Genomic DNA, 20,484 nt, shown 5'->3' with positions numbered 1-20,484 from the left:
TCCGCAACCGGGAAAGACTGAAACCATTCCCCCTATTGCGGCAATATTCTGATTTTCAGGGTGTTAAGCATAAAATCATTGTCTGGCTGTTCATATAAAAGACAATAACCCACATTTATTTTGCGCGTTAACAGGCTATAGCTTGCTCTTCACCATGGAAGGTGTCCCGTTGATGGATTTAACTGCACTCGCCCTGAATAAATCTTTATCGCTCTACAGGCTGGACATTAATGACAGCACGGTTACCCCCGATGTGCTGAGATTCAGAGGTCGGGAGGCCCTGAGCCAGCCTTTCTCGTGGCGTATCGAGTTCACCACGCCGCAGATCGTGCAGGGTGAAGATGTTCTGATGAAATATGCCAGTTTCGACATGAATGGACATAAAGCCGTTCACGGTATGATTACCGCCTTCGAATGGCTCTCCACCAGCGCCGACCAGTCTCATTACGCCATTACTCTTGAATCCCGGCTTGCCCTGCTTTCCCACTCCCGCCACTGTGCCGTTTTCCAGAATCAGTCGGTACCGGAGGTGGTGGAACAGGTGCTGCGTACTCACGGGCTGGAGGGGCCGGACTTTGAATTCCGCCTCTCCCGCGACTATCCATGCCGTGAAGTCATCACCCAGTGGCGCGAAACCGACCTCGAATTTATCCAGCGACTGCTGGCAGAAGTGGGCATCTGGTTCCGTTTTGAAATGAACGACGCAACAGAACTGGACGTTGTTATTTTTGGCGATACCCAGCTTCAGTATGTGTTTGATGTCAGACTGCCATACCAGGAGCACTCGGGTCTTTCGGCGGAAGAATGTGTCTGGGGAGTGCGCACATGGCACAACGTGGTACCAGGCGGGGTGTATGCAAACACGTATAACTACCGTACCGCCACTACGCCGATGCATGCCAGAGTCTCCGTACGCAGTGATGCGGTGACAGCGGGTGAGCATTACCGTTACGGTGAAACATACCTGAAAGACGGGGACGATACTGACCCGGAGCCCGCCACTGAGAGTGGAGCATTCTATGCGCGAATTCATCACGAGCGCGAACTGAATCGGTCGGCCCGGCTTCATCTCTTCAGCAACGCCCCTCACCTGACGCCGGGGCAGGTACTGGAACCACAGGGTAATATCATTACTGAGCTAAAAGACGGTGTCATTATGACGCTGGTGACGTTTATTGGCGCGCGTGATTCGCGCCTGCATGTCTCGGTGTGGGGGCAGCCCTATACTGAGCGCTGGTGCTTTCGCCCGGGCTGCCCTGAACGCCCCGAAATTCACAGCACGCTTCCCGCCCGCATTGAGAGCCGGGAAAAAGGCGACATCTTCGCCCATCTTGATGAGCATGGACGTTATCGTGTGAAGCTGGATTTTGACCGCAGTAACAGCGAACAGGGCTACGGTTATTTGTGGCTGCGGATGGCAAAACCGTATGCCGGTGATACGTACGGCTGGCACACACCACTAACTGACGGAACTGAAGTCGCCATTGCATTCAGCAACGGTGATATTGACCTGCCCTATATTTCCCATGCCATGCATGATTCAGAACACGCTGACATCGTTACCCGTGATAACCGTAGCCAGAACATTTTGCGCACCGCTGGCGGGAACGAACTGCGGATGGAAGACCTGCGCGGTAAAGAGCATATTGCGCTGACCACCCCGTATGGCGCAGCACAGCTTAATCAGGGACATATCACTGACGAACAGGGCAAACAGCGCGGTTCCGGCTTTGAATTGCGCACCGATGAATACGGTGTGATCCGCGTGGCAAAAGGGCTGTTCGTCACCGCAGAGGGTCAGGTTAAAGCGGCGGGCGACGTGCTGGATATGGAAACCGCGCTGCGGGAAATTGAAATCTGCCAGCATCAGTTACAGGCTCTGGCCGCAGCAGCGGAACAGGCGCAGGCGCTGGAAGCGGATATTGCCAGCCAGATGGCGATGTTTAATCAACGACTGAAGCCGCTTAACGGGATGATTCACTTTCACGGCCCGGAAGGCGTGGCGTTTACCAGCGGTGAGCACATGCAACTGGCTGCGGTGGGAAATATCGCCATGAATGCGGGCGGTGATATCAGCACCGGCGCAATGGGTAATACCACCCTGCTGGCCGGGGAAAAAATAGGCCTGTTTGCGCGTACCGGTAAACTCAGCGTCATTACCAGCGAAGGGCCGGTAGATATCCAGGCCCAGAATGGTGAAATGCATCTGAGTGCGGAGCAGAAGCTCGGTATAACGGCGATGGGCGACATTCTGTTTGCCGGGAAGAAACGCGTCACACTTATCGGCGGCGGCAGCTACCTGAGGATTGACGCCGGAAAAATCGAGTACGGCACCGCAGGGGATTACATTCGCAAAGTTAAGCGAACACAGCTGATAGCCCCGGCAACACAGCCCGTAGATTTGCCTTCTCACGATAAGGTGGAAGATCAGCCTCCGGCCCCGATCGCGTTTTCATTTTCATAAGCAAGGAATGCACTGATGCACATTTCACCACCCATTCTGTTTCCCCGTCAGGATAATGAAGAGTATGCCGCATGGGTTATGCGAACGATGCCTGTCGACCCGCGCCGTGGTTTCCCGGTCAATGGTGTTGAGTCCTGGCACGGTGGCATTCATATTCCCCATACCGATACCGGCGCGTTAGCCAACCCCCTGAGAGCCGTTGCCGATGGGGTGGTGGTCTGGGCAAACGACCCAGCTCCCTTAGAGAAGCGTGATGTGAAACCGCTGAACTATGATGGCGCAACGGATAACGGGTGTGTGCTTATCCGTCATGAAATGCTCATTGGTGAAGAGCCTGTGTCATACGTGTTTTATTCGCTGACCATGCACATGAAGCAGGTACGCCCCGAAATTCAGGATAAAGTGGGGGTCACCGTCAGACGGGGCCAGGTAATTGGCACCACCGGGATGGTCAGCGGGCGCAACGCCTACCATTTTCAGATATGCTGCCCTTCCGACATGCTGAAGATGCTGTGTGGTCGCGACCACGGCAATCTGGATGTCAGCGCCCCGAGCAGAGCAAAACCTGTTTATGGCCATCGTTATTTCCTTCTTCCGGAAAGGACCGCCATTTATGAGGGGAGCGCGCCTTACGGGCTGTCAGCATCTCCTTGCAGCATCACCACCAGAGCACTCTATGTTATCCATGAAGGCACTAAAACCCGGGCTCTGCATAAGGTGGGTAATGATTACCAGCCAGTCGGGGAAACAGCCATCGCGGTGGACTATATCTGCGAACCCACACCGGCAGTCAGCGGACATAAAACATACAGTGAGTGGGTCCGTGTGGCCTACCCCGGTGGCGAAGGATGGGTGGATGTTTCATCGCCGGCGGTGAAAACCTGGACAGATGCCGATTTCCCCGACTGGGCGGGCTGGACTCTTGTTAACGACGATATAACACCAGACGGTCAGTGCAATTCAGCAACAATAAAAAAAGCGCTGGAAAAACAGGATACCGATTTTACCCGGTTTATCTGTAAATTCCCGCTGGAGTGGGACTTCGCAACATTTGATACCCGATTTTCCTGGCTGAAAGCGTCCAACGACTCGTTGCCTGAGCCCATGAGCGAGGAGAGTTATGCGGCGCTGAAGGAGCACGCGAAGGCGCTGTCATTCTTCGATAAACTCCCCCTGAGCACTCAGAAGGAGTTAACCGGTCTGGTCTGGCATTTTGACCCTCGCGGCCTAATGATCCAGCTTCAGAAAGCAGAGCGTCGGCTCATCTATTCCAGCGCTGGCAGCAGTAAGCGCAAAACAATGAATGATTTCACCGTTGACGATATGCGATACGGTGATTTGAGCAAAGAGCAGATACTTGCTCAGGGGAAGCTGAACCGGATTAATGTGTTTGGTGAGGAGTTTAAGGTTAATTTTTTTGACTTCACTAAAACAGTGGATGAACATTTTGCCAGCATGGACAGTATGGCCTACTGGACTGCATGGGGAGAATATGCGCCACTCATCAGGATCATGATTGATAAATTCAGAAAGAATGAAGGTGGTGTTTTACGTCATGAGCTATTAAATAAAGCATTTATGGAACATGGAACCACAAAAAAATGCGTGGATACAATAAAGAAAATCCTACTAGAAACATTTTATGAGAATGAATTTAACCCATTATCGCCCGATGACCTGGATGGAATAGCAGCTAAAATAGCGTCAAGAGTAACATTGCCTAAATTTAATGAAATAGACTGGTTCAATGGGCTTGGAATCACTATTCACGACACTTACTCAACGAAGATATATATTGATGATTTCGAGATCATTGAAACTGAAATCGGTGGATTCCGTCGTAAAAATTTCAAAGCACGATTAATATTTCAGATTCAGGATCATTTCGGACTGGATATTGGTGATATGAATGGGAAAATTTTTGAACTCACATCCTGGTTTTGTTCCTGGTTCATTTTGCAACGCTATAGAAACTTTGGTTTCAAACCGTTCATTAATGAAGCCAATTTCAGCATCTGGGTAGAGGGTGGAATATGAAATCAAAAAAAAGCGCAGTTATCACCGCATTATTGGTGTATTTTGTTGCACAAGCACTTTATTTATACTTAATCCGTCCAGGTGACGTTAAACATGTGTATCAAAACTTAGAGATTCGAACGAATTCTAAAAAAGAATGTAAGTCCACCGCTATAGTAGTAGATAACGTACCATTATCACATTACTCACAAAAAATGATATGGACGAAAAATAAAAATAAAATCATCAACACATGGAAACCACTTATAAATAATTGTGACGATATTGTATTTATAAAAAATAATCCTGAGAAAGTGAGTGATAGTGCTGAGCTTGCTTTTTGGATAGGCGAAAATCAGGTTTGCTTAAAAGGCTCTCTAAAAGGTAAACAATGTATACCTAAAGATGATATATTATTTTTTGTAAGTTTAGACAAAACGACAGTTGATGATGAAGTCATTGGAGACATAAATGGGAAACCCCTCTATGTGTATTTCCCCTCATGGACCTAAATAATACCTTCACACTATATTTATTACCAAAAAGATGTGACCTTGACCCGAAATCCTGCGCTATTTAGCAACAGAATCACTTTGTAGGTTTTTCCAACATCGATTTATACTTCTGGCATAAAACCTGATTTCCTTGCTTACATTGCGACAAACACTCATTTTCAATTTATCGCCTCACCCTATATATTCCCTAACCCTGGGGGATAATGAGCTATCCCCACAGCGCCATCGGGCATCTAAAACAAAATAAAATTCTGACAATAAATCATTCACTTTCCCCAGTCTCGGAGCCATCATCAATCATCGTCACGTGACCATTTTCATATTTGAAGCGGGAACCATCTTTAAAGGCAATTACAGCATTTTTTTTACCCCATGACGCCCATTCAATATCAATATTCCAAACCTCATGTGGGTAAAACTCATTTGAAATCACAACTTCTTCACCCGAAAAATCAAAAATCCGATAAGCTCTATATAAATAAAGATCTTTGGTTATCTGTCTTGGTTCATTGAGGTCATAATAAACAACAAATTTACTCATGCCTCCCATTTTTTTATCGTCAGAATAAAACCATCCGTCTTGATCCCATCCAATCTGACTGCTGTCACTTTTGAATATTTCTTTCCCATTCAGCAATATGCGAGATTGCCCGTCTTTTTCCTCTTGCCCCCAAATATATTCTAGTTTACCCAGAGTTGTAGTAGAGCAGTTTGTTGAACCTGCCGGACATTTTTCAAAGGAATATGATGAGGCGGATATCAATATCAGCCCTACAATTATAAAACGTAAATCCATTACCTGGTGTCTCCTTTTACTTTTCTTATTACAGCATCTAAACCGTCTGCATCCTGTTTTTTGTAAACCCTATTTTCAGATAATAAAACCACTCCAGTTCGCTGGCGTACCTCGCCGCTCTTTTAGCCCCAGCCTGCGCTACCAATAATTTATGCACGCTGCCTTTCGGGTGATATTCAAATAAAAACCCCGACAATGGATCATTCACTTTCCCCAGCCTCGGAGCCATCATTAATCATCGTCACGTGACCATTTTCATATTTGAAGCGGGAACCATCATCAAAGGCAATCACAGAGTTTTTCTGCCCCCACGACACCCATCTTAAAGGTGCACCATAATCCGAAGGTGGATAAAACTCGTTTGAGATCACAACCTCTTTACCCGAAAAATCAAATAGCCTATAGGCTCTGTATCGATACATATCTCCATATTTAGGGTTGGTTGTTATATATTGAGGAGTATTAAAATCATAAAAAACAATTACTTTACTTATAAGATTTTCGCTATTCAAAGTCCATCCCTCGATATCTTCTCCTATTTGGTTACTGTCACTTTTGAATATTTCCTTCCCATTCAGCAATATGCGAGATTGCTCGTCTTTTTCCTCTTGCCCCCAGATATACTCTAGCTTACCTAGTGCTGTATTATCACATTGTGTTGAGCTATCAGGACATTGTTCAAAGGCATATGATGAGGCGGATATCAATATCAGCCCTGCAATTATAAAACGTAAATCCATTACCTGGTGTCTCCTTTTACTTTTCTTATTACAGCATCTAAACCGTCTGCATCCTGTTTTTTGTAAACCCTATTTTCAGATAATAAAACCACTACAGTTCGCTGGCGCGCCTCGCCGCTCTTTTAACCCCAACCTGCGCCACCAGCAATTTATGCACGCTGCCTTTCGGGTGATATTCAGATAAAAATCCCGACAATAAATCATTCACTTCCCCCGGTATCGGAACCATCATCAATCATCGTCACGTGACCATTTTCATATTTGAAGCGAGAACCATCATCAAAGGCAATCACAGAATTTTTTTGCCCCCACGACACCCATCTTAAAGGTGCATCATAATCCGCAGGTGGATAAAACTCGTTTGAGATCACCACCTCTTTACGCGAAAAATCAAATAGTCTATAGGCTCTGTATCGATACATATCTCCATACTTAGGGCTGGTTGTTATATATCGCGGGGTATTGAGGAAGTAAATAAATATAATCTTGCTCACATTCTTATTTTTATCTAAAATGAAACTATCTCCATTAGATTCCGGACCAATCTGACTAGCATCTACATTGAGTATATTATGTCCATTGAGTGTGACATGCGATTTCTTATCGTTTGACTCTTGCCCCCAAATATACTCTAATTTACCTAATGTTGTATTTTCACAATTTATCCCTTGAGTGCATTTTTCAAAGGAATATGATGAGACTGATACCAACACCAGCCCTGAAATTATAGCGCGCAAAGCTATCACTTGGTGTCCCCTTTTATTTTTCCTATTACAGCCTCTAAACCGCCTGCATCCTGTTTTTCTGTAAACTCTATTATCGGACAATAAAAACCTTTAAGATTGATATTGTCATTAATGTAATTTGATAACCACACCCTATGGCCTTCAACATAGCTATTGCTGTTTTTGAATGCATATCCCGCCGCACTTTTCGCCCCAACCTGCGCCACCAGTAATTTATGCGCATTTTCCTCGGTAATGGTTTTTCTGATAAATCGTTTTGCATCTCCCAGCCCCAGATGGTGGGTCAGATAAAAGATTTTGGCCTTTTCTGCATCGTTTAGGCTTTCCACGTTGTAGCCCGCTGCTTGCAATTTAGCGAGGTTATATAGCCCGTAATCCACCGCCGCCATAATGATAAATTCCGGCTCAAAACGTAGATTAAGCCATGCCTGAAGCGCTTTTGTTGCATGAGGAGGATAAGGCGTTACTCCTCTGAGTAATCGGTTATCGATAATCTGTTGTTTTGTCCACCATGTATCAGGCGCTATCTCAAACATCGGCAGGATAATTTGCTGGTGGGTTTTCGGGTGATATTCAATATTATTCAGCGCACCCCGCTTTGGCTTATCTGCCAGCACACCCCGAACTCTTGCCTGCTCATTCAGATAAGTCCCTTCGCGAAATGTTTCATCAAGCCATGTGGCATTTAAAAACTGCGTCATCCCTGCGGCTGAACTGGCGTAAACCACAACGCCTTCGGCTGATTCTCCCTGTTGCTCTTTTAATGCCTTCGCGGCTTTTGTTTTCTCCCGGCTTATTGCGACTGAATCTTTATTCCAGACACCTTTAATCTGAGCAGATTCAGCATTAATCACCGCCGCAATACTCTGCGGAATAATCCCGCTGCGTTCTGATGCGGTTATAATCTGATCCCAGTAACACAGATTTGCCCCTAACTGGAGATCATACCGGTTCGGACAAGAATGATTGATCTGAATAACGGGATTGCCCTTGCTGTCCCGTCCACTGACGACCGTGTTGACAGGATGTTTATCAAGATCAATACGGCCCGCGCGGTCTTTAATCGGCTGAGTCACCCCCTTTACCCGCACTTTCGGGCTGGTCAGTCTGATATCACTTTTCCCTTCTGACGGTATAAATCTTGCCACCTCCTTAACACCGTGTGCGCCATTCACAAATACGCGGATCTCCTCCGCTTTCGCCATGACGTAATCCTGAATCCGGCCCAATTCATCCGTCATCGATTCAAGCACATCGCCCGCCGCCGACTCGATTCTGACTTTAAACTTTTGCAGCGGTTTTTCTATCAGGTCCTCAAAGGCAAAGGAGAGCGTGCAGGAAGTATCAGCCTGTGCTGCCAGGCTGGCGACTTCCGTCTGACTCATACTGTAATGACGAACGGGGAGTTTCAGCACCTGCCCCGGAAAAATCAGCGACGTATTGCGAAGCTGGTTCAGCTTTGCCAGCTCTTTTACGGTGCAGCCATGCTCCTGCGCTATTTCACTGAGCGAATCACCAAACTGTACCGTCACCTCGGTTGCAGACGGGTTGAGCGATACGGTGCTGTCCAGCGTCAGGGGTTTTTCGTGCGGATCAACCACGCAGCGCCAGTCAGCGGACCAGCCCAGCAGGCCATCAAATTTACGGGGCATCACCTCCGCTTCCGGAAATATCGTTACGTAACTGTCTTCCCTGGCCATTATTCTTTTTCCTCCGGCATAAATTTAAATACAGGTGCACTCTCTGCCTTGCAGTCCTTTCAGCTGGTAACAGCAATAAACTGTTTGGGGGCGTTCCCCATCGCGGGCAAGTCAAGCTGCATGGCTGCAGGGGCGCTGAGCCCGGAGCATTTAGCCTTGCGGATATACGTCCCCGTTGTACCGTATTCAATTTTTCCTTCCTCTAACTTCAGGTAGCTGCCACCGCCAATCAGCGTAATGCGCTTCTTACCCTGAAAGAGGATTTCACTCAGACTGGTTATTCTCACCTTTTGCTCTGCGCTCAGGTGCATATTGCCGCTCTGAGCCTGGAACTGTACCGGGCCTTCACTGGCAATAATGCTGAGTTTTCCGGTACGGGCAAACAGGCCGATTTTATCGCCTGCCAGCGCAGCCACATTACCCATCGCGCCGATACTGATATCACCGCCCGCATTGAGGGCAATGTTGTCTGCCGCTGCCAGCTGCATGTGCTCACCGCTGGTAAACGCCACGCCTTCCGGGCCGTGAAAGTGAATCATCCCGTTAAGCGGCTTCAGTCGTTGATTAAACATCGCAATCTGGCTGGCAATATCCGCTTCCAGCGCCTGCACCTGTTCCGCTGCTGCGGCCAGAGCCTGTAACTGATGCTGGCAGATTTCAATTTCCCGCAGCGCGGTATCCATATCCAGCACGTCGCCCGCCGCTTTGGCCTGCCCCTCTGCGGTGACGAACAACCCTTTTGCCACGCGGATCACACCGTATTCATCGGTGCGCAATTCAAAGCCGGAACCGCGCTGTTTGCCCTGTTCGTCAGTGATATGCCCCTGATTAAGCTGTGAAGCGCCATACGGGGTGGTCAGCGCAATATGCTCTTTACCGCGCAGGTCTTCCATCCGCAGTTCGTTCCCGCCAACGGTGCGCAGAATGTTCTGGCTGCGGTTATCGCGGGTAACGATGTCAGCGTGTTCTGAATCATGGAAGGCAGACGCAATATAGGGACGGTCCGGGTTGCCATCGTGGAACGCCACACCCACTTCCGTACCGTCTGTCAGGGGCATATGCCAGCCATACGTATCTCCGGCAAACGGCTTCATCATACGCAGCCATGGATAAGCAAATCCCGGTTCACACTCTTCCAGATTGAAGTCCATCCGTACCCGGTAACGCCCGGTTTCATCCAGGTGCGCGTAGGGATTGTTTTTGTCACGACTTTCCACCCGGCCCGGAATCGTACCGTGAATCCCGGGACGAGGAATTTCAGCCGGGCGGAAACAGTATTCTTCCCGATACGGCATTCCCCACACCGACACATACAGGCGCGTGTCCCGCGAACCGCGATACGATGTAAAGGCGATAATCACCCCGTCTTTAAGGTCGTGCAGGTTTGCACCAACGGGGTCAAACACTCTCCCCGGACTCAGCCAGTAAGCGTTGCTGAACAGGTGAAGGTAAGCGGATCTATTCAGCTCGCGCTCGTGGCGAATGCGGGCATAAAAGGCTCCACTTTCAGTTTCAGGCTCCGGGTCGGAATCATCTCCGGCGTTGAGAAAAGGTTCGGTATAACGGTAATGCTCGCCGGTCATAACGGCTGGAGAACGCACTGAGACAGCAGCATCCATTGGCTCCAGTGCGGTACGCTGATTGTAATCACGGGCCGAAACTTTCCCCGTCACCACGTTATGCCATGAGCGCGCTCCCCAGCAGCAAAGTTCCGCACCATCATACAAGCCGGAAGGTTCATGGTATGGCAGGGCACCGTTAAAGATATAGTGGAGCTGGCTGTCGCCGAAGACCGTAACATCCAGATCGGTGACGTCATTTATCTCCTGACGGAACCAGATGCCCACTTCAGCCAGGATGCGCTGAATAAACTGCAGGTCGGTTTCCCGCCACTGGGTTATCAGTTCACGAAGCGGATAATGCCGGGAAAGCGTAAACGCAAAATCAGCCCCCTCCAGCCCGTGAGCACGCAACACCTGCGCCACCACTTCCGGTACAGAAAGGTTCTGGTAAATAGCACAGCGACGGGAGCGGGAGAGCAGAGCAAGGCGTGGTTCCAGAGTAACAGCGTAATGTGACTGGTCAGCAGTGGTGGAGAGCCATTCAAGACCGGTAATGATGCCATGCACCACTTTGCAGCCTCGCATATGGAAACTGGCGTATTTCAGCAATACGTCCTCTCCCTGAACAACCTGTGGCGTGGTGAATTCAATACGCCATGAAAAGGGTTGACTCAGTGCTTCTGTTCCCCTGAACCGTAAGACATCCGGTCTGACGGCGCTGTCATTGATATCCAGCGTGTAACGGGATAAGGAACCTTTCCCGGTGAATGCAGACTGATCCATCAGCATGCTTTATCCTTAATGAAGTAAACTCCCGGCGATAAACCCACCTTTCTATTAAGGTTATTGTCCTTTAATTAACCAGCACACACAAGTAATCAGTTACTTACACACTTCAATAATAAGTCGCAGCGCCTTTTATCATCAGACCGGCAATCAGAAAGAATATTAACGAAACGCCAGACTTAGCTAAGTTGGCGTCAAGGCTGATCGTTGAGAAAACCATCATTTTGCTGAAAAAACAGCAGAATGAGCGGTTTCCATTAACGAAAGGGAATCCACTCAAAAGCTGAGGCATTGCTACGGAGTTAATAAGCTTCGCCTTCACCGAAGGCGCCGTCTACCAGGCAAATTCTCGCCGCGAAATGCGCCGCAGCCTGCAGTGCTTCGGCGATATTACCGTGCTGACGTAAATGGAGCAGAAACGCAGTGATAAACGCATCACCCGCACCTAATGTATCCACCGGTGTTACCGTTTCCGGCTCCTGCTGATACCAGTTTTTCCCGTCGAACAGGAGCGCGCCTTGCTCGCCACGCGTCGCAACAGCCAGACTACTGCCTGCCCGCACCGCCTGAACCAGAAGTTCACGTGTTTCTACCAGCGACCACCCCGCACAGGAGAAAAATGCAGCATCGAGCCAGCGGCATAATGGCAGCGCCTGCGCAACGACGAAGTCATCTGAGAAATCATATGAAAGCCATCCGGGTAACGTTGCCAGCTCCGGTAGCTGCGCATCAATATAGCTATAGCTGCTGGTGTGGATCAGCGAAAAATCACTAAGCCAGTTCCTCTGTTGCAAAATGAAATCCATCGATTCCGTCTGACGCACACCGCCGAGGTTCGAACCGAGAAACACCCGGTCCCCCTGCTCAATCGTCAGCCGCGCATAGCCATTTTCACCCGCAACCTGACGACAATAACGTATATCGATGCCGAACTTTGCCAGCGTACGCATCACATGGTCAGCCGCCGCATCGTTACCAAAAATGCCCAGATAGGCAGCCGATGCATCCAGCATTGCCGCATACACGCTGAAATTGAGCGCGTTGCCGCCTGGATACCGTACACGCCGGTGCTCATATTTATCGACAACGTTGTCGCCTATGCCAATGACTTTCATTGATCGCCGCCCTTAGTAATCCACCACGCCCATATAGCGGCGGGTTGAGAGCGGATGCTGGCGGATATCAGCCAGTGCCGCACGGTAGTCGCACATGATGCTGTAAAACAGCACCGGGTTAAAGTAGTCCACCACGGATGCGGGCAGCGCATCGAGGCCCAACTCGCGGGCATCCACAACCTCTGTTTTGTCGTTGTAACGATTCAGGAACGTCTGTGCACGCTGATCCAGAGCACGCGTACGGCCTTCATTCATCAGGAGGATAAAGGGTACGTGATTATCGGTGACTTCAAATGGGCCATGAAAGAACTCGCCGCTGTGAATAGAGGCGGCATCGAGACGCTGCATTTCCATCAGCGAGCAGATGGCGAATCCATAGGCATGTCCGTATGAGGCGCCACTCGAAAGCACATAGAACAGAGACTCATGCTGATAGCGTTCTGCGAACGCAGCGCAACGGGTAGCCACCTTCGCGCGGGCCTGACGAATCACCTTATCGATTTGCGCAAAGCCATGCTGGAAAGTCTGCCATTCGGCAAAGCCTTCCACCTGATACAGCGTATCAACGCACAGGCTGAGGATCAGCGCCATCGGGTTTTCGGTGACCAGCGTATCATCGCCCCATTTATATAACAGGTTATGGTCGGCCCATTGCAGCAGTTCCGCTTCCGCATTGTGTGTCAGCGTGATAGTGGCGGCACCGCGGTTTTTTGCCAGTTGGGCCGCAGCCACAGACTCCGGCGTGTTGCCGCCATGCGAACAGACAATAACGAGTGACGAGGCACCTAATGCGCGCGGAGCGGCATGCACAAATTCATTGGCAGTCATCATCCATGCGCGCAGATTTTCACTCTGCTCATTGAGGAAATAATGAGCAGGATACATATCTACCAGCGAGCCACCGCAAGCGACCAGGAAAACCTGACGCAGCGGCTTATCCTGAAAATGGCTGGCTATCAGGGAGGTAATGATGGGTTGGGTCTGCATGGAGTTAATCACCGTAGATATTGAAATTGAAGTATTTTTTCGCTAAACGATCATAGGTGCCGTTGGCGCGAATCGCGGCGATCGCCTTGTTAAAACGGGCCTGCAAATCTTTATCATCCTGCCGTAACCCGATCCCGGTGCCAGGCCCAAAGATCTCATCATCTTTGACCTGCGGCTGGATTAGCGTGAAGTTTTGGCCCTGTGGCTTGCTCAACAGCGCTTCAGTGATCACCACGGCATCATCCAGCGTGCCATCGAGGCGGCCATTAATCAGATCGGCATAGACCGATTCCGCGTCCGGATAAGCAACCACCTCGACGCCCGAGTTGCGCCAGTATTTGTTGGCATAACTTTCAAATACCGAACCCTGCTGAACGCCAATACGTTTACCTTTCAGCGATTCCGCCGTGGGGGTGAGCGAACTGCCTTTAGCGGTAACCAGGAATGCGGGAGTATTGAAGAGTTTGTCACTGAAAGAGATGGCTTTTTTACGTTCATCAGTGATCGACAGCGAAGAAAGAATGGCATCAAATTTCTTTGCCTGGAGTGCCGGAATAAGCCCGTCAAAGCTATTCTGTACCCAGGAGCATTGCACCTTCATCTCCGCGCAAATCGCATTACCAAGATCGATATCGAAACCGATGAGCTGGCCATTGGCATTTTTCGATTCAAACGGTGGGAAGGTCGGGTCGATACCGAAACGCAGCTGATCCGCGGCCACCGCCGTGTGTATGCAGCCTAACATTGCTATCGCTGAAGCAAGCACGGCGATGGTTTTTTTAATTTTCATAGCTGTTTCCCCCAAGGTTTAATTATACCAAAAAACATACCACGAAGATTGATATACGCTCGATCTGGCGGATATAGCAACAATAATTCGCGAGTCATAACCAAAAAAATTGTCGTGGTATGTTATGCTTAGTGTCATGCCATACCGATATCAATGATTTTTGTTTTGTATAATCAGCTAATTGATTTCCTATTTTTTGCTTTCCATAACCCAAAAAAAAACAGACCATGAATAACCCAGTAAAACAGACCAGAAGGCCGCGCAGGAGCTATCTCGACGCGCGCAAAAAACTACTCGGAATACTCAATTCACCCGATTTCAATAGCGGCGATCAGATCCCCGCAGAGCGCGAGTTAAGCGAGGTGTTGGGTATCAGCCGTGTGACAGTGCGAAAAATCATCACTGAACTGATTGACGAAGGCGTGCTGGAAAGACGGGGTAATCAGGGAACCTGGCTGGTCGATACGGCGATTGAACGCCCGCTGCAGCCTGCGTTGGGTATCAGTAAAATTCTTGAATTGAATGGCGCAGTGCCCAGCAGCCAGTTGATCTACTTCCATATTTCCACGGCCAGCGCCCGCATTGCACGGTTGCTGCACATTGAAGAGGGCGATCCTTTAGTCATGATCAAACGCCTGCGCCTGGCTGACGGACACCCTTTCTGCATTGAAACCAGTTATTTACCTCAAGCCCGTGTCGCGGATTTGAGCGCTGATATGCTAGAAAAAGAAGGGTCGCTTTATCGCCTGCTGGCTGAACGTTACGCTATTCATGATGTTTACGATGAAGGAACCATCCGGGCAGCAGCGATGAGCGAAGAGGAGCATCAACTGTTGCAGGCGAAACCAGAGAGCCCGGCGCTGGTCTACCGTGGTGTGATTTACGATAGCCAGCATCAGCCGATTGAGTATCTGGTTTCGGTTAATCATCCGCAACGCGTCGCTTTTCGCATCAATGGCGGCCTGAAGGAAGTGGACGTGCTTTCACCGTGACGGGCTATTGCATGTTTTCGCCCCCAGCGAAGCGCGGATAATGGCTTCCGCCATTTGGCCGGCACCAATAAAATGTACATTTGCCATGAGCGGCAACGCCTTATTGAAAGCGATATTCACCACTACCCACGCGAAAACGTTGGCCTTTCAGCGACGGATCAGAGGCGTTAAAGACCAGTTCGACTAATCGATTGGCCTCCCCCTGACGAAAGAGAAAGCGCTGCTGTCCTGCGGCCAGACCTTCAGACAGTTCATTAAAACCGAACAACGCATGCCAGTGCTCGCGCGCGGCCTGCGGGTCTTGCACCTCAAAAATGGCGCTCTGTAATGTCACCTCACCTGCCGGATGCGGCCCGTCGAGCCCCTGAGCGCGTAACCGCGTTAGCCGCGCGTTATCGTCTTCTCCCCATTGCAGAACAAAGGGATACGGCAGGCCGTTAAAATCCCCATCAATGGTAAAAATACGCCAGCGAATAACGTTTCCTTGCGGGTCGTTGCGCTGACCATTGACAATTGGCGAGACCTGTAACCCTTGACTGCGCAACTCTGCATGCGTCTGGTCAATATCATCCGTGCGCAACGCTACCCGGTGCAGCACCTGGTTTTCGGGCAAGAGTTGCGCCGCATCATGGGAGAGCAAAAAATCGGCCTGCGCCGAAGCCAGCTCAGCATGATCATAAATGGCGAGAAATTCGATGTAGGTAAGCCCAAAATAACTGAGCGCATTCCAGGTTCCCCAGCCAGGGTGACGCCCACCGGCAACGGCGTTGAGCCTCTGCCCGGCAAACGTTGCAATCGCCTCGTCCGGCTGGTTCACAAACTGAACGGCGTGATCCCATTTTAATGTTGTCATTAAGCCTCCTGAGACTGATAGAAACGCAGGCGGCAGGCAGCATCACCCCGCGCCAGCGCCGTCTCAACCACTAGCTGCACGCCATCAAGCGCATCGGTTAACGCATGATCCCCCTCCATGCAGATATCACACAACGTCTCAATCTGCCGGGCATCGCGTCCCTGCTGGCGCCAGCAATTGACGTAAGGGCAATAATGGAACAGCACGATAAACTCTGACGGAGTGACCGAAACGGTCTCCATTTCGTAAACCTGCGATTCCAGCCCACGGGTAAACACAGCGGCAAATTCCTGCAGGTCATGACCATGACGCATCTTCGCGCGCACGGAACGCCCGATATCACGGCCATAATGGCGGATAGCGTCACGCGCATAATCGTCAGGCTGATGGCGTTGTCGGGACTCATCAAGCAAATAGCCAAGCGTGGCCGCGCGTTTTTCGGTAATGGCACGCAGCGCCAGGGTAACCTCGTCGTCCAGGGTCGGCGCGTTGTGCGCCGAAGCGGGCTGTTTTGTACTCATCAGACAGCACTCCCCTTGAACGATTATTCCCAGTCGGTGTTCACTTTGACGTTTTCCGCACCCGGCAGACCGTAAACATCTTCGTCATACCACTTGCGGGACAGCGCAGCGAGCGTGCCGTCCTTTTTGAGGGCAGCCAGCTCGTTGTCGATGGCTTTGATCAGTTTCGGGTCAGCATTCTTTTTGTATAAATAAACGTTAGGGAACAAGCCGACAGACTCGGAGGCTTTCAGATTCAGATGGAGGGCTTTGTTTAACGCCAGTAATGCGCCAATCGGATAGATAGCCGCATCGTACTCTCCGGAAGCAACGGCTTTGAAAATGTCCGCCGCAGACTGCTCGCCGTTCGGTTGCAGATTGATTTGCTGGCCAGGATGTTTCTTGTTGTAGTTATCAATAACGGTGTAGCGCGCATCGGACGTATGAATCGGCACCAGTTTCTTCTTGCCGCTCGCCAGATCGCCCAGAGTATGAATATCGTTTTCATTGTTACGCACAATTAAACGCAGGTCGCTGATCCCCGAAGGCTGACCTGAATATGCATATTGTGCCGCGCGCTCTTTCGTCAGATAAAAATGATCGGCCGCCAGGGTATAAGCACCGGTGGACAAGCCGACGATCATCGCATCACGGGAGACCGCATTAAAATGGAATTTATAATTGGTGAGCTTCTGATCAATGATTTTTAATAACTCACCGTCGTAACCGGTAATATTATTATTATCGTCGACAAAGCTAAACGGAAACCCGTTCGCATTCACCACCACTTCCACGGTTTCTGCATCAGGGCTTTTTTCGGCCGCTTGCACTACCGTCATATTCATTGCCAACAGCAGCGAACTTACCAACAACAGCTTATTTTTGAACATATTTCTTTCCCCAAAATGAGTGAGATGGAACCATTTTCTGTGTATGGCTTTTCCACCGGTTACTGAGATACACCTCGATATGTCGCAATATCCGGGTAAGGACCAGACAGAGCGCAATATAAATAATCAGGACAATGCAATAGGCCTCGACATAATGAAAACCACGCGCCGCAGCGATATTCGCTTTTGCCATCACATCGACCACGGTAATGGTATAAACCAGCGACGTATCCTTGATCAGGTCAATCAGGACGCTGGTGTAATTGGGTAAAGCGGAAACCGCCGCTTGCGGAAAAATGATGCGGCGAAACTGGGTAAAACCGGTCAGCCCTATCGACCATGCCGCTTCTCGTTGCCCTTTTTCCACGGCATTCCACGCGGAACGAAACGTCTCCGCGAAATAGGCGCTAAATACCACAGAAAAAGAGGCCACTGCCGCAACCAGGGGTGAGAGCTTGTAACTGAACGGCGTGTCCTGCGGCCCGCCCAAAAGCCCACAGGCAATCCACGGCCAGACATAAAAGACAAAATAGAGCATCACCAGCATGGGCACGGAGCGCCCGAAAGAAATAAACACCCTGACCAGATATTTCACGTAAGGCACATTGCGAATGATCACCCAGGCGAGAACGCCGCCTAATAACGTCGAAAAAATTAACGATAAAAAGGTGATCAGCAACGTTATCGGTAGCGCGCTTAATATAAAGGTGAAATTATCACGGATAAAATCGACGCTAAACATATTCTTCTTTTACTCCAGTAAATATTGATACTTTTTCTCAATACGGCTAGTGAGATAAAAGATGATAATATTAAGCAACCAGTAAATAAGGATAACGCTAATAAATGCCGCAACCTGCTTTGCACCGTAACTGTTTTGCGAGATTTTCTGTGCCCGACCAAAGATATCGACAATGCCAATAATGTTAACCAGGGATGTCATTTTAACGAGATTGATTAAAAGATTACCGAAATTTGGCAGGGCAATAATCAGCCCTTGCGGGAAAATAACGTGCAGAATCCCAATGTGCCAGGGAATATTCAGACTGCTTAGCGCCTCTTTCTGTCCAACATCCACAGCATTCCATGCCGAACGCATCATTTCTGCAAAATAGGGGCTAATGCCGACGGAAATAGACAATATGGCAAAGGTGGTATCACTAATCAGCGTAGCGGGTAATTCCAGCGTAGAGAGAATCAGCTTTCCACCGAAGAAAAAAAGCAGGATTAACAGGGCCAGCGGCGCACCGCGCAGCACATCGGTGTACGCTTTTGCCAGCAACCTTAATAGCAACGAGCGGCTAAACTGCAAAACGGCAGCCAGCATGCCAAGCGCCAGACCGAGCAACAGAGAGGCAAACGTGATGCCCAGCGTAACCGACAGGTTTTCCAGTAATTTCGGTACAATGAACAGCAGATCATCAAGACTCAATAACGGTTGTGGATTCATTGTGTTAGCCTCAGGCGTGGAAACGTAATCGGGCAAGAAACGCCTGTGTCCGTTGGTGCAACGCCGCGCCAAAAATCTGCTCCGGCGGCCCCTGTTCAACGATCTCGCCGTTTTCCATAAAGACCACCCTGGAGGCCACCTGGCGGGCAAAATCCATTTCATGGGTGACGATGATCATCGTTTGCCCGTTGGCGGCAATCTCCTGGATCAGCGTCAGTACTTCGCCGACTTTCTCCGGATCCAGGGCAGATGTGGGCTCATCAAGTAACAGCACGGCCGGGTTAATCGCCAGCGCGCGGGCAATACCAATGCGCTGCTTCTGCCCGCCAGAAAGGCTGTTCGGATAATGGTCTTTTTTATGCAGCAGCCCGACCTGCTTTAGCAACCCCTCGGCTATCGCCACCGCCTCCTGACGTGAGCGCTTTTGCGCATAAATCAGCCCTTCGGTGATATTTTGCAGAGCGGTAAGATTGTGAAAGAGATTCCAGGACTGAAAAACCATCGCCGTTTTCGAACGTATTTTTTCAATCTCTTTTTTTCCGGCTTTGGCGCAATCGACAACAGCATCGTCGATTTTTATTTGTCCGCTGTCGGCAGGCTCCAGAAAATTCAGCGTGCGCAATAATGTCGTTTTTCCCGAACCACTTGGGCCAATAATGCAGATAACCTCTCCCGCAGCAATGGAAAGGGAGACATCTTTTAATATTTTTTCGCCAGTAAAACTCTTACTTACTTTCTCAATCGTAATCATCATTATATTTTCGCTGCGAACGGACTTCTGATTGATGAACAATGACGGCATTTATCGCTTAACAGGAACTATATTTCCGCCTGCTCTGCAAAGACAAACAACAAAAAAACATATCCAAAGTTAAAAAAAAGATTTTCTTCGTTGCTTAATCACAGCCTGACGGCTGCAGGCATCTTTCCTGACATGGAATTTATTTTTTCGGCATACATATTTTGATATTTCCACCTCTATTTATAAATTATAAAGCGCACGAAAGTTAATGAATGTATGCAAAACTGTCAGCAGAATGTAACAGCCAGAGGAAATTAACTTACTGGCAGCGCAAGAGTGATCTCCGCCAACAAACGGAATAAACGACGATCGCTATCGAGCGGTAAGGCACATCCAGGGGCAAAAATGATCCGCCGATCGCCACTCTCCTCGCGCAGCTGTGTTAAGCGATGCTGCAGGCGCGCTTTCACCGCCTCCCTGTTGCCACCACCAACATAAAAGTCCTGGTGCTGATCGATGCCAGCGATCAGCACTTTGTCGGTGCGGGCGCGGAGATCCGCGCCGTAGGCCTCGGCCAGATAGTGGCCATTGGACATCACTTTGACGAAATCCCACTGGTTTTCATCCGTCAGACGAATGGTTTCCTGAATAAAGGCCCCGGGATCGCGATCGACAAGCGGCAGATGGAACCAACCAGCAATCGCGGGTCGGGCAAGGTGTTCCCCGGCAAGCAGGGCTTTGATACGTGAGGTTGCGCTCATAGTATTGCTCCAGTGTTGAGAAGGAGCGCTATTTTTTGCGCGCGTTTTGCCCACAGACAAATAATTAAAACGGCTTAGA

19 protein-coding genes are annotated in these 20,484 nt (G+C 49.5%); 4 read left to right on the top strand and 15 right to left on the bottom strand.

What is annotated here, in order from left to right; all coding sequences use genetic code 11:
• The first annotated feature begins 172 nt into the window (after positions 1–172).
• Genes C0557_RS00885 through C0557_RS00875 form a run of 3 tightly spaced genes read left to right on the top strand, consistent with a single transcriptional unit; the run spans position 173 to position 4,992 of the window.
• Positions 173–2,464 (top strand): type VI secretion system Vgr family protein, encoded by a 2,292-nt coding sequence (locus tag C0557_RS00885; RefSeq protein WP_208657186.1) that lies wholly within the window; start codon positions 173–175, stop codon positions 2,462–2,464.
• A 15-nt stretch (positions 2,465–2,479) separates the two neighbouring features.
• Positions 2,480–4,501, top strand: a complete 2,022-nt coding sequence (locus C0557_RS00880) for a DUF3289 family protein (protein ID WP_208657185.1) — start codon at positions 2,480–2,482, stop codon at positions 4,499–4,501.
• Positions 4,498–4,992, top strand: coding sequence for a hypothetical protein (locus tag C0557_RS00875; protein WP_208657184.1), 495 nt, complete (start codon positions 4,498–4,500; stop codon positions 4,990–4,992). Before C0557_RS00880 ends, C0557_RS00875 begins: the two co-directional genes overlap by 4 nt.
• A gap of 265 nt (positions 4,993–5,257) precedes the next feature.
• On the opposite strand, the gene C0557_RS00870 is transcribed toward C0557_RS00875, so the two are convergent.
• The 8 genes from C0557_RS00870 to C0557_RS00835 form a co-directional block, all read right to left on the bottom strand.
• Entirely contained in the window at positions 5,258–5,791 is a 534-nt protein-coding gene (locus C0557_RS00870; protein ID WP_208657183.1) for a hypothetical protein, read from the bottom strand.
• Between the two features lie 200 nt (positions 5,792–5,991).
• Positions 5,992–6,531, bottom strand: a complete 540-nt coding sequence (locus C0557_RS00865; protein ID WP_208657182.1) for a hypothetical protein — start codon at positions 6,529–6,531, stop codon at positions 5,992–5,994.
• A 200-nt stretch (positions 6,532–6,731) separates the two neighbouring features.
• Positions 6,732–7,277: a hypothetical protein gene (locus C0557_RS00860; protein ID WP_253073768.1), complete on the bottom strand. Its 546-nt coding sequence runs from the start codon at positions 7,275–7,277 to the stop codon at positions 6,732–6,734.
• Positions 7,274–8,977 (bottom strand): LysM domain-containing protein, encoded by a 1,704-nt coding sequence (locus tag C0557_RS00855; protein ID WP_208657181.1) that lies wholly within the window; start codon positions 8,975–8,977, stop codon positions 7,274–7,276. The genes C0557_RS00860 and C0557_RS00855 overlap by 4 nt, the downstream gene beginning before the upstream one ends.
• Positions 8,978–9,036: 59 nt before the next feature.
• A complete protein-coding gene (locus tag C0557_RS00850; RefSeq protein ID WP_253073822.1) occupies positions 9,037–11,322 on the bottom strand; it encodes a type VI secretion system Vgr family protein in 2,286 nt (761 codons plus the stop codon).
• A 305-nt stretch (positions 11,323–11,627) separates the two neighbouring features.
• Entirely contained in the window at positions 11,628–12,440 is an 813-nt protein-coding gene (locus C0557_RS00845) for a PfkB family carbohydrate kinase (RefSeq protein WP_208657179.1), read from the bottom strand.
• Between the two features lie 12 nt (positions 12,441–12,452).
• Entirely contained in the window at positions 12,453–13,427 is a 975-nt protein-coding gene (locus C0557_RS00840) for an SIS domain-containing protein (protein WP_208657178.1), read from the bottom strand.
• A gap of 4 nt (positions 13,428–13,431) precedes the next feature.
• Positions 13,432–14,217, bottom strand: a complete 786-nt coding sequence (locus C0557_RS00835; protein WP_208657177.1) for an ABC transporter substrate-binding protein — start codon at positions 14,215–14,217, stop codon at positions 13,432–13,434.
• Between the two features lie 299 nt (positions 14,218–14,516).
• Between C0557_RS00835 and C0557_RS00830 the strand changes: the two genes are divergently transcribed.
• The gene (locus C0557_RS00830) at positions 14,517–15,209 is read left to right on the top strand and encodes a GntR family transcriptional regulator (protein WP_208662743.1); all 693 of its coding nucleotides are present in this window, start codon (positions 14,517–14,519) and stop codon (positions 15,207–15,209) included.
• A gap of 100 nt (positions 15,210–15,309) precedes the next feature.
• Here the strand turns inward: C0557_RS00830 and C0557_RS00825 are convergent, their stop codons facing one another.
• The 7 genes from C0557_RS00825 to C0557_RS00795 form a co-directional block, all read right to left on the bottom strand.
• Positions 15,310–16,062 carry a VOC family protein gene (locus tag C0557_RS00825; protein ID WP_208657176.1) on the bottom strand — a complete coding sequence of 251 codons (753 nt, stop codon included), beginning with the start codon at positions 16,060–16,062 and terminating at the stop codon, positions 15,310–15,312.
• A complete protein-coding gene (locus tag C0557_RS00820; RefSeq protein ID WP_208657175.1) occupies positions 16,062–16,583 on the bottom strand; it encodes an L-2-amino-thiazoline-4-carboxylic acid hydrolase in 522 nt (173 codons plus the stop codon). The genes C0557_RS00825 and C0557_RS00820 overlap by 1 nt, the downstream gene beginning before the upstream one ends.
• 23 nt (positions 16,584–16,606) lie before the next feature.
• Complete coding sequence (locus C0557_RS00815; protein ID WP_208657174.1) at positions 16,607–17,452, bottom strand: transporter substrate-binding domain-containing protein; 846 nt, start codon at positions 17,450–17,452, stop codon at positions 16,607–16,609.
• Positions 17,439–18,194, bottom strand: a complete 756-nt coding sequence (locus C0557_RS00810; protein ID WP_208657173.1) for an amino acid ABC transporter permease — start codon at positions 18,192–18,194, stop codon at positions 17,439–17,441. Before C0557_RS00810 ends, C0557_RS00815 begins: the two co-directional genes overlap by 14 nt.
• Positions 18,195–18,203: 9 nt before the next feature.
• On the bottom strand, positions 18,204–18,902 hold the full coding sequence (locus C0557_RS00805; protein WP_208657172.1) for an ABC transporter permease subunit: 699 nt from the start codon (positions 18,900–18,902) through the stop codon (positions 18,204–18,206).
• Between the two features lie 10 nt (positions 18,903–18,912).
• A complete protein-coding gene (locus C0557_RS00800; protein ID WP_208662741.1) occupies positions 18,913–19,653 on the bottom strand; it encodes an amino acid ABC transporter ATP-binding protein in 741 nt (246 codons plus the stop codon).
• A 305-nt stretch (positions 19,654–19,958) separates the two neighbouring features.
• Entirely contained in the window at positions 19,959–20,405 is a 447-nt protein-coding gene (locus tag C0557_RS00795) for a hypothetical protein (RefSeq protein WP_208657171.1), read from the bottom strand.
• Positions 20,406–20,484: the final 79 nt, after the last annotated feature.

Source organism: Kosakonia sp. MUSA4, from assembly GCF_013085925.1.
In the GTDB taxonomy this organism is placed as follows: Bacteria; Pseudomonadota; Gammaproteobacteria; order Enterobacterales; family Enterobacteriaceae; genus Kosakonia; species Kosakonia sacchari_B.
Note: the sequence above shows the minus strand (reverse complement) of the source record. Positions and strands in the feature narration are given on the sequence as shown.

Coding starts and splice junctions, on each gene's coding strand:
- C0557_RS00845 (WP_208657179.1), bottom strand. CDS start 12,440: ATGAAAGTCATTGGCATAGGCGACAACGTTGTCGATAAATATGAGCAC.
- C0557_RS00800 (WP_208662741.1), bottom strand. CDS start 19,653: ATGATTACGATTGAGAAAGTAAGTAAGAGTTTTACTGGCGAAAAAATA.
- C0557_RS00875 (WP_208657184.1), top strand. CDS start 4,498: ATGAAATCAAAAAAAAGCGCAGTTATCACCGCATTATTGGTGTATTTT.
- C0557_RS00795 (WP_208657171.1), bottom strand. CDS start 20,405: ATGAGCGCAACCTCACGTATCAAAGCCCTGCTTGCCGGGGAACACCTT.
- C0557_RS00835 (WP_208657177.1), bottom strand. CDS start 14,217: ATGAAAATTAAAAAAACCATCGCCGTGCTTGCTTCAGCGATAGCAATG.
- C0557_RS00855 (WP_208657181.1), bottom strand. CDS start 8,977: ATGGCCAGGGAAGACAGTTACGTAACGATATTTCCGGAAGCGGAGGTG.
- C0557_RS00850 (WP_253073822.1), bottom strand. CDS start 11,322: ATGGATCAGTCTGCATTCACCGGGAAAGGTTCCTTATCCCGTTACACG.
- C0557_RS00840 (WP_208657178.1), bottom strand. CDS start 13,427: ATGCAGACCCAACCCATCATTACCTCCCTGATAGCCAGCCATTTTCAG.
- C0557_RS00810 (WP_208657173.1), bottom strand. CDS start 18,194: ATGTTTAGCGTCGATTTTATCCGTGATAATTTCACCTTTATATTAAGC.
- C0557_RS00805 (WP_208657172.1), bottom strand. CDS start 18,902: ATGAATCCACAACCGTTATTGAGTCTTGATGATCTGCTGTTCATTGTA.
- C0557_RS00825 (WP_208657176.1), bottom strand. CDS start 16,062: ATGACAACATTAAAATGGGATCACGCCGTTCAGTTTGTGAACCAGCCG.
- C0557_RS00870 (WP_208657183.1), bottom strand. CDS start 5,791: ATGGATTTACGTTTTATAATTGTAGGGCTGATATTGATATCCGCCTCA.
- C0557_RS00865 (WP_208657182.1), bottom strand. CDS start 6,531: ATGGATTTACGTTTTATAATTGCAGGGCTGATATTGATATCCGCCTCA.
- C0557_RS00815 (WP_208657174.1), bottom strand. CDS start 17,452: ATGTTCAAAAATAAGCTGTTGTTGGTAAGTTCGCTGCTGTTGGCAATG.
- C0557_RS00885 (WP_208657186.1), top strand. CDS start 173: ATGGATTTAACTGCACTCGCCCTGAATAAATCTTTATCGCTCTACAGG.
- C0557_RS00880 (WP_208657185.1), top strand. CDS start 2,480: ATGCACATTTCACCACCCATTCTGTTTCCCCGTCAGGATAATGAAGAG.
- C0557_RS00820 (WP_208657175.1), bottom strand. CDS start 16,583: ATGAGTACAAAACAGCCCGCTTCGGCGCACAACGCGCCGACCCTGGAC.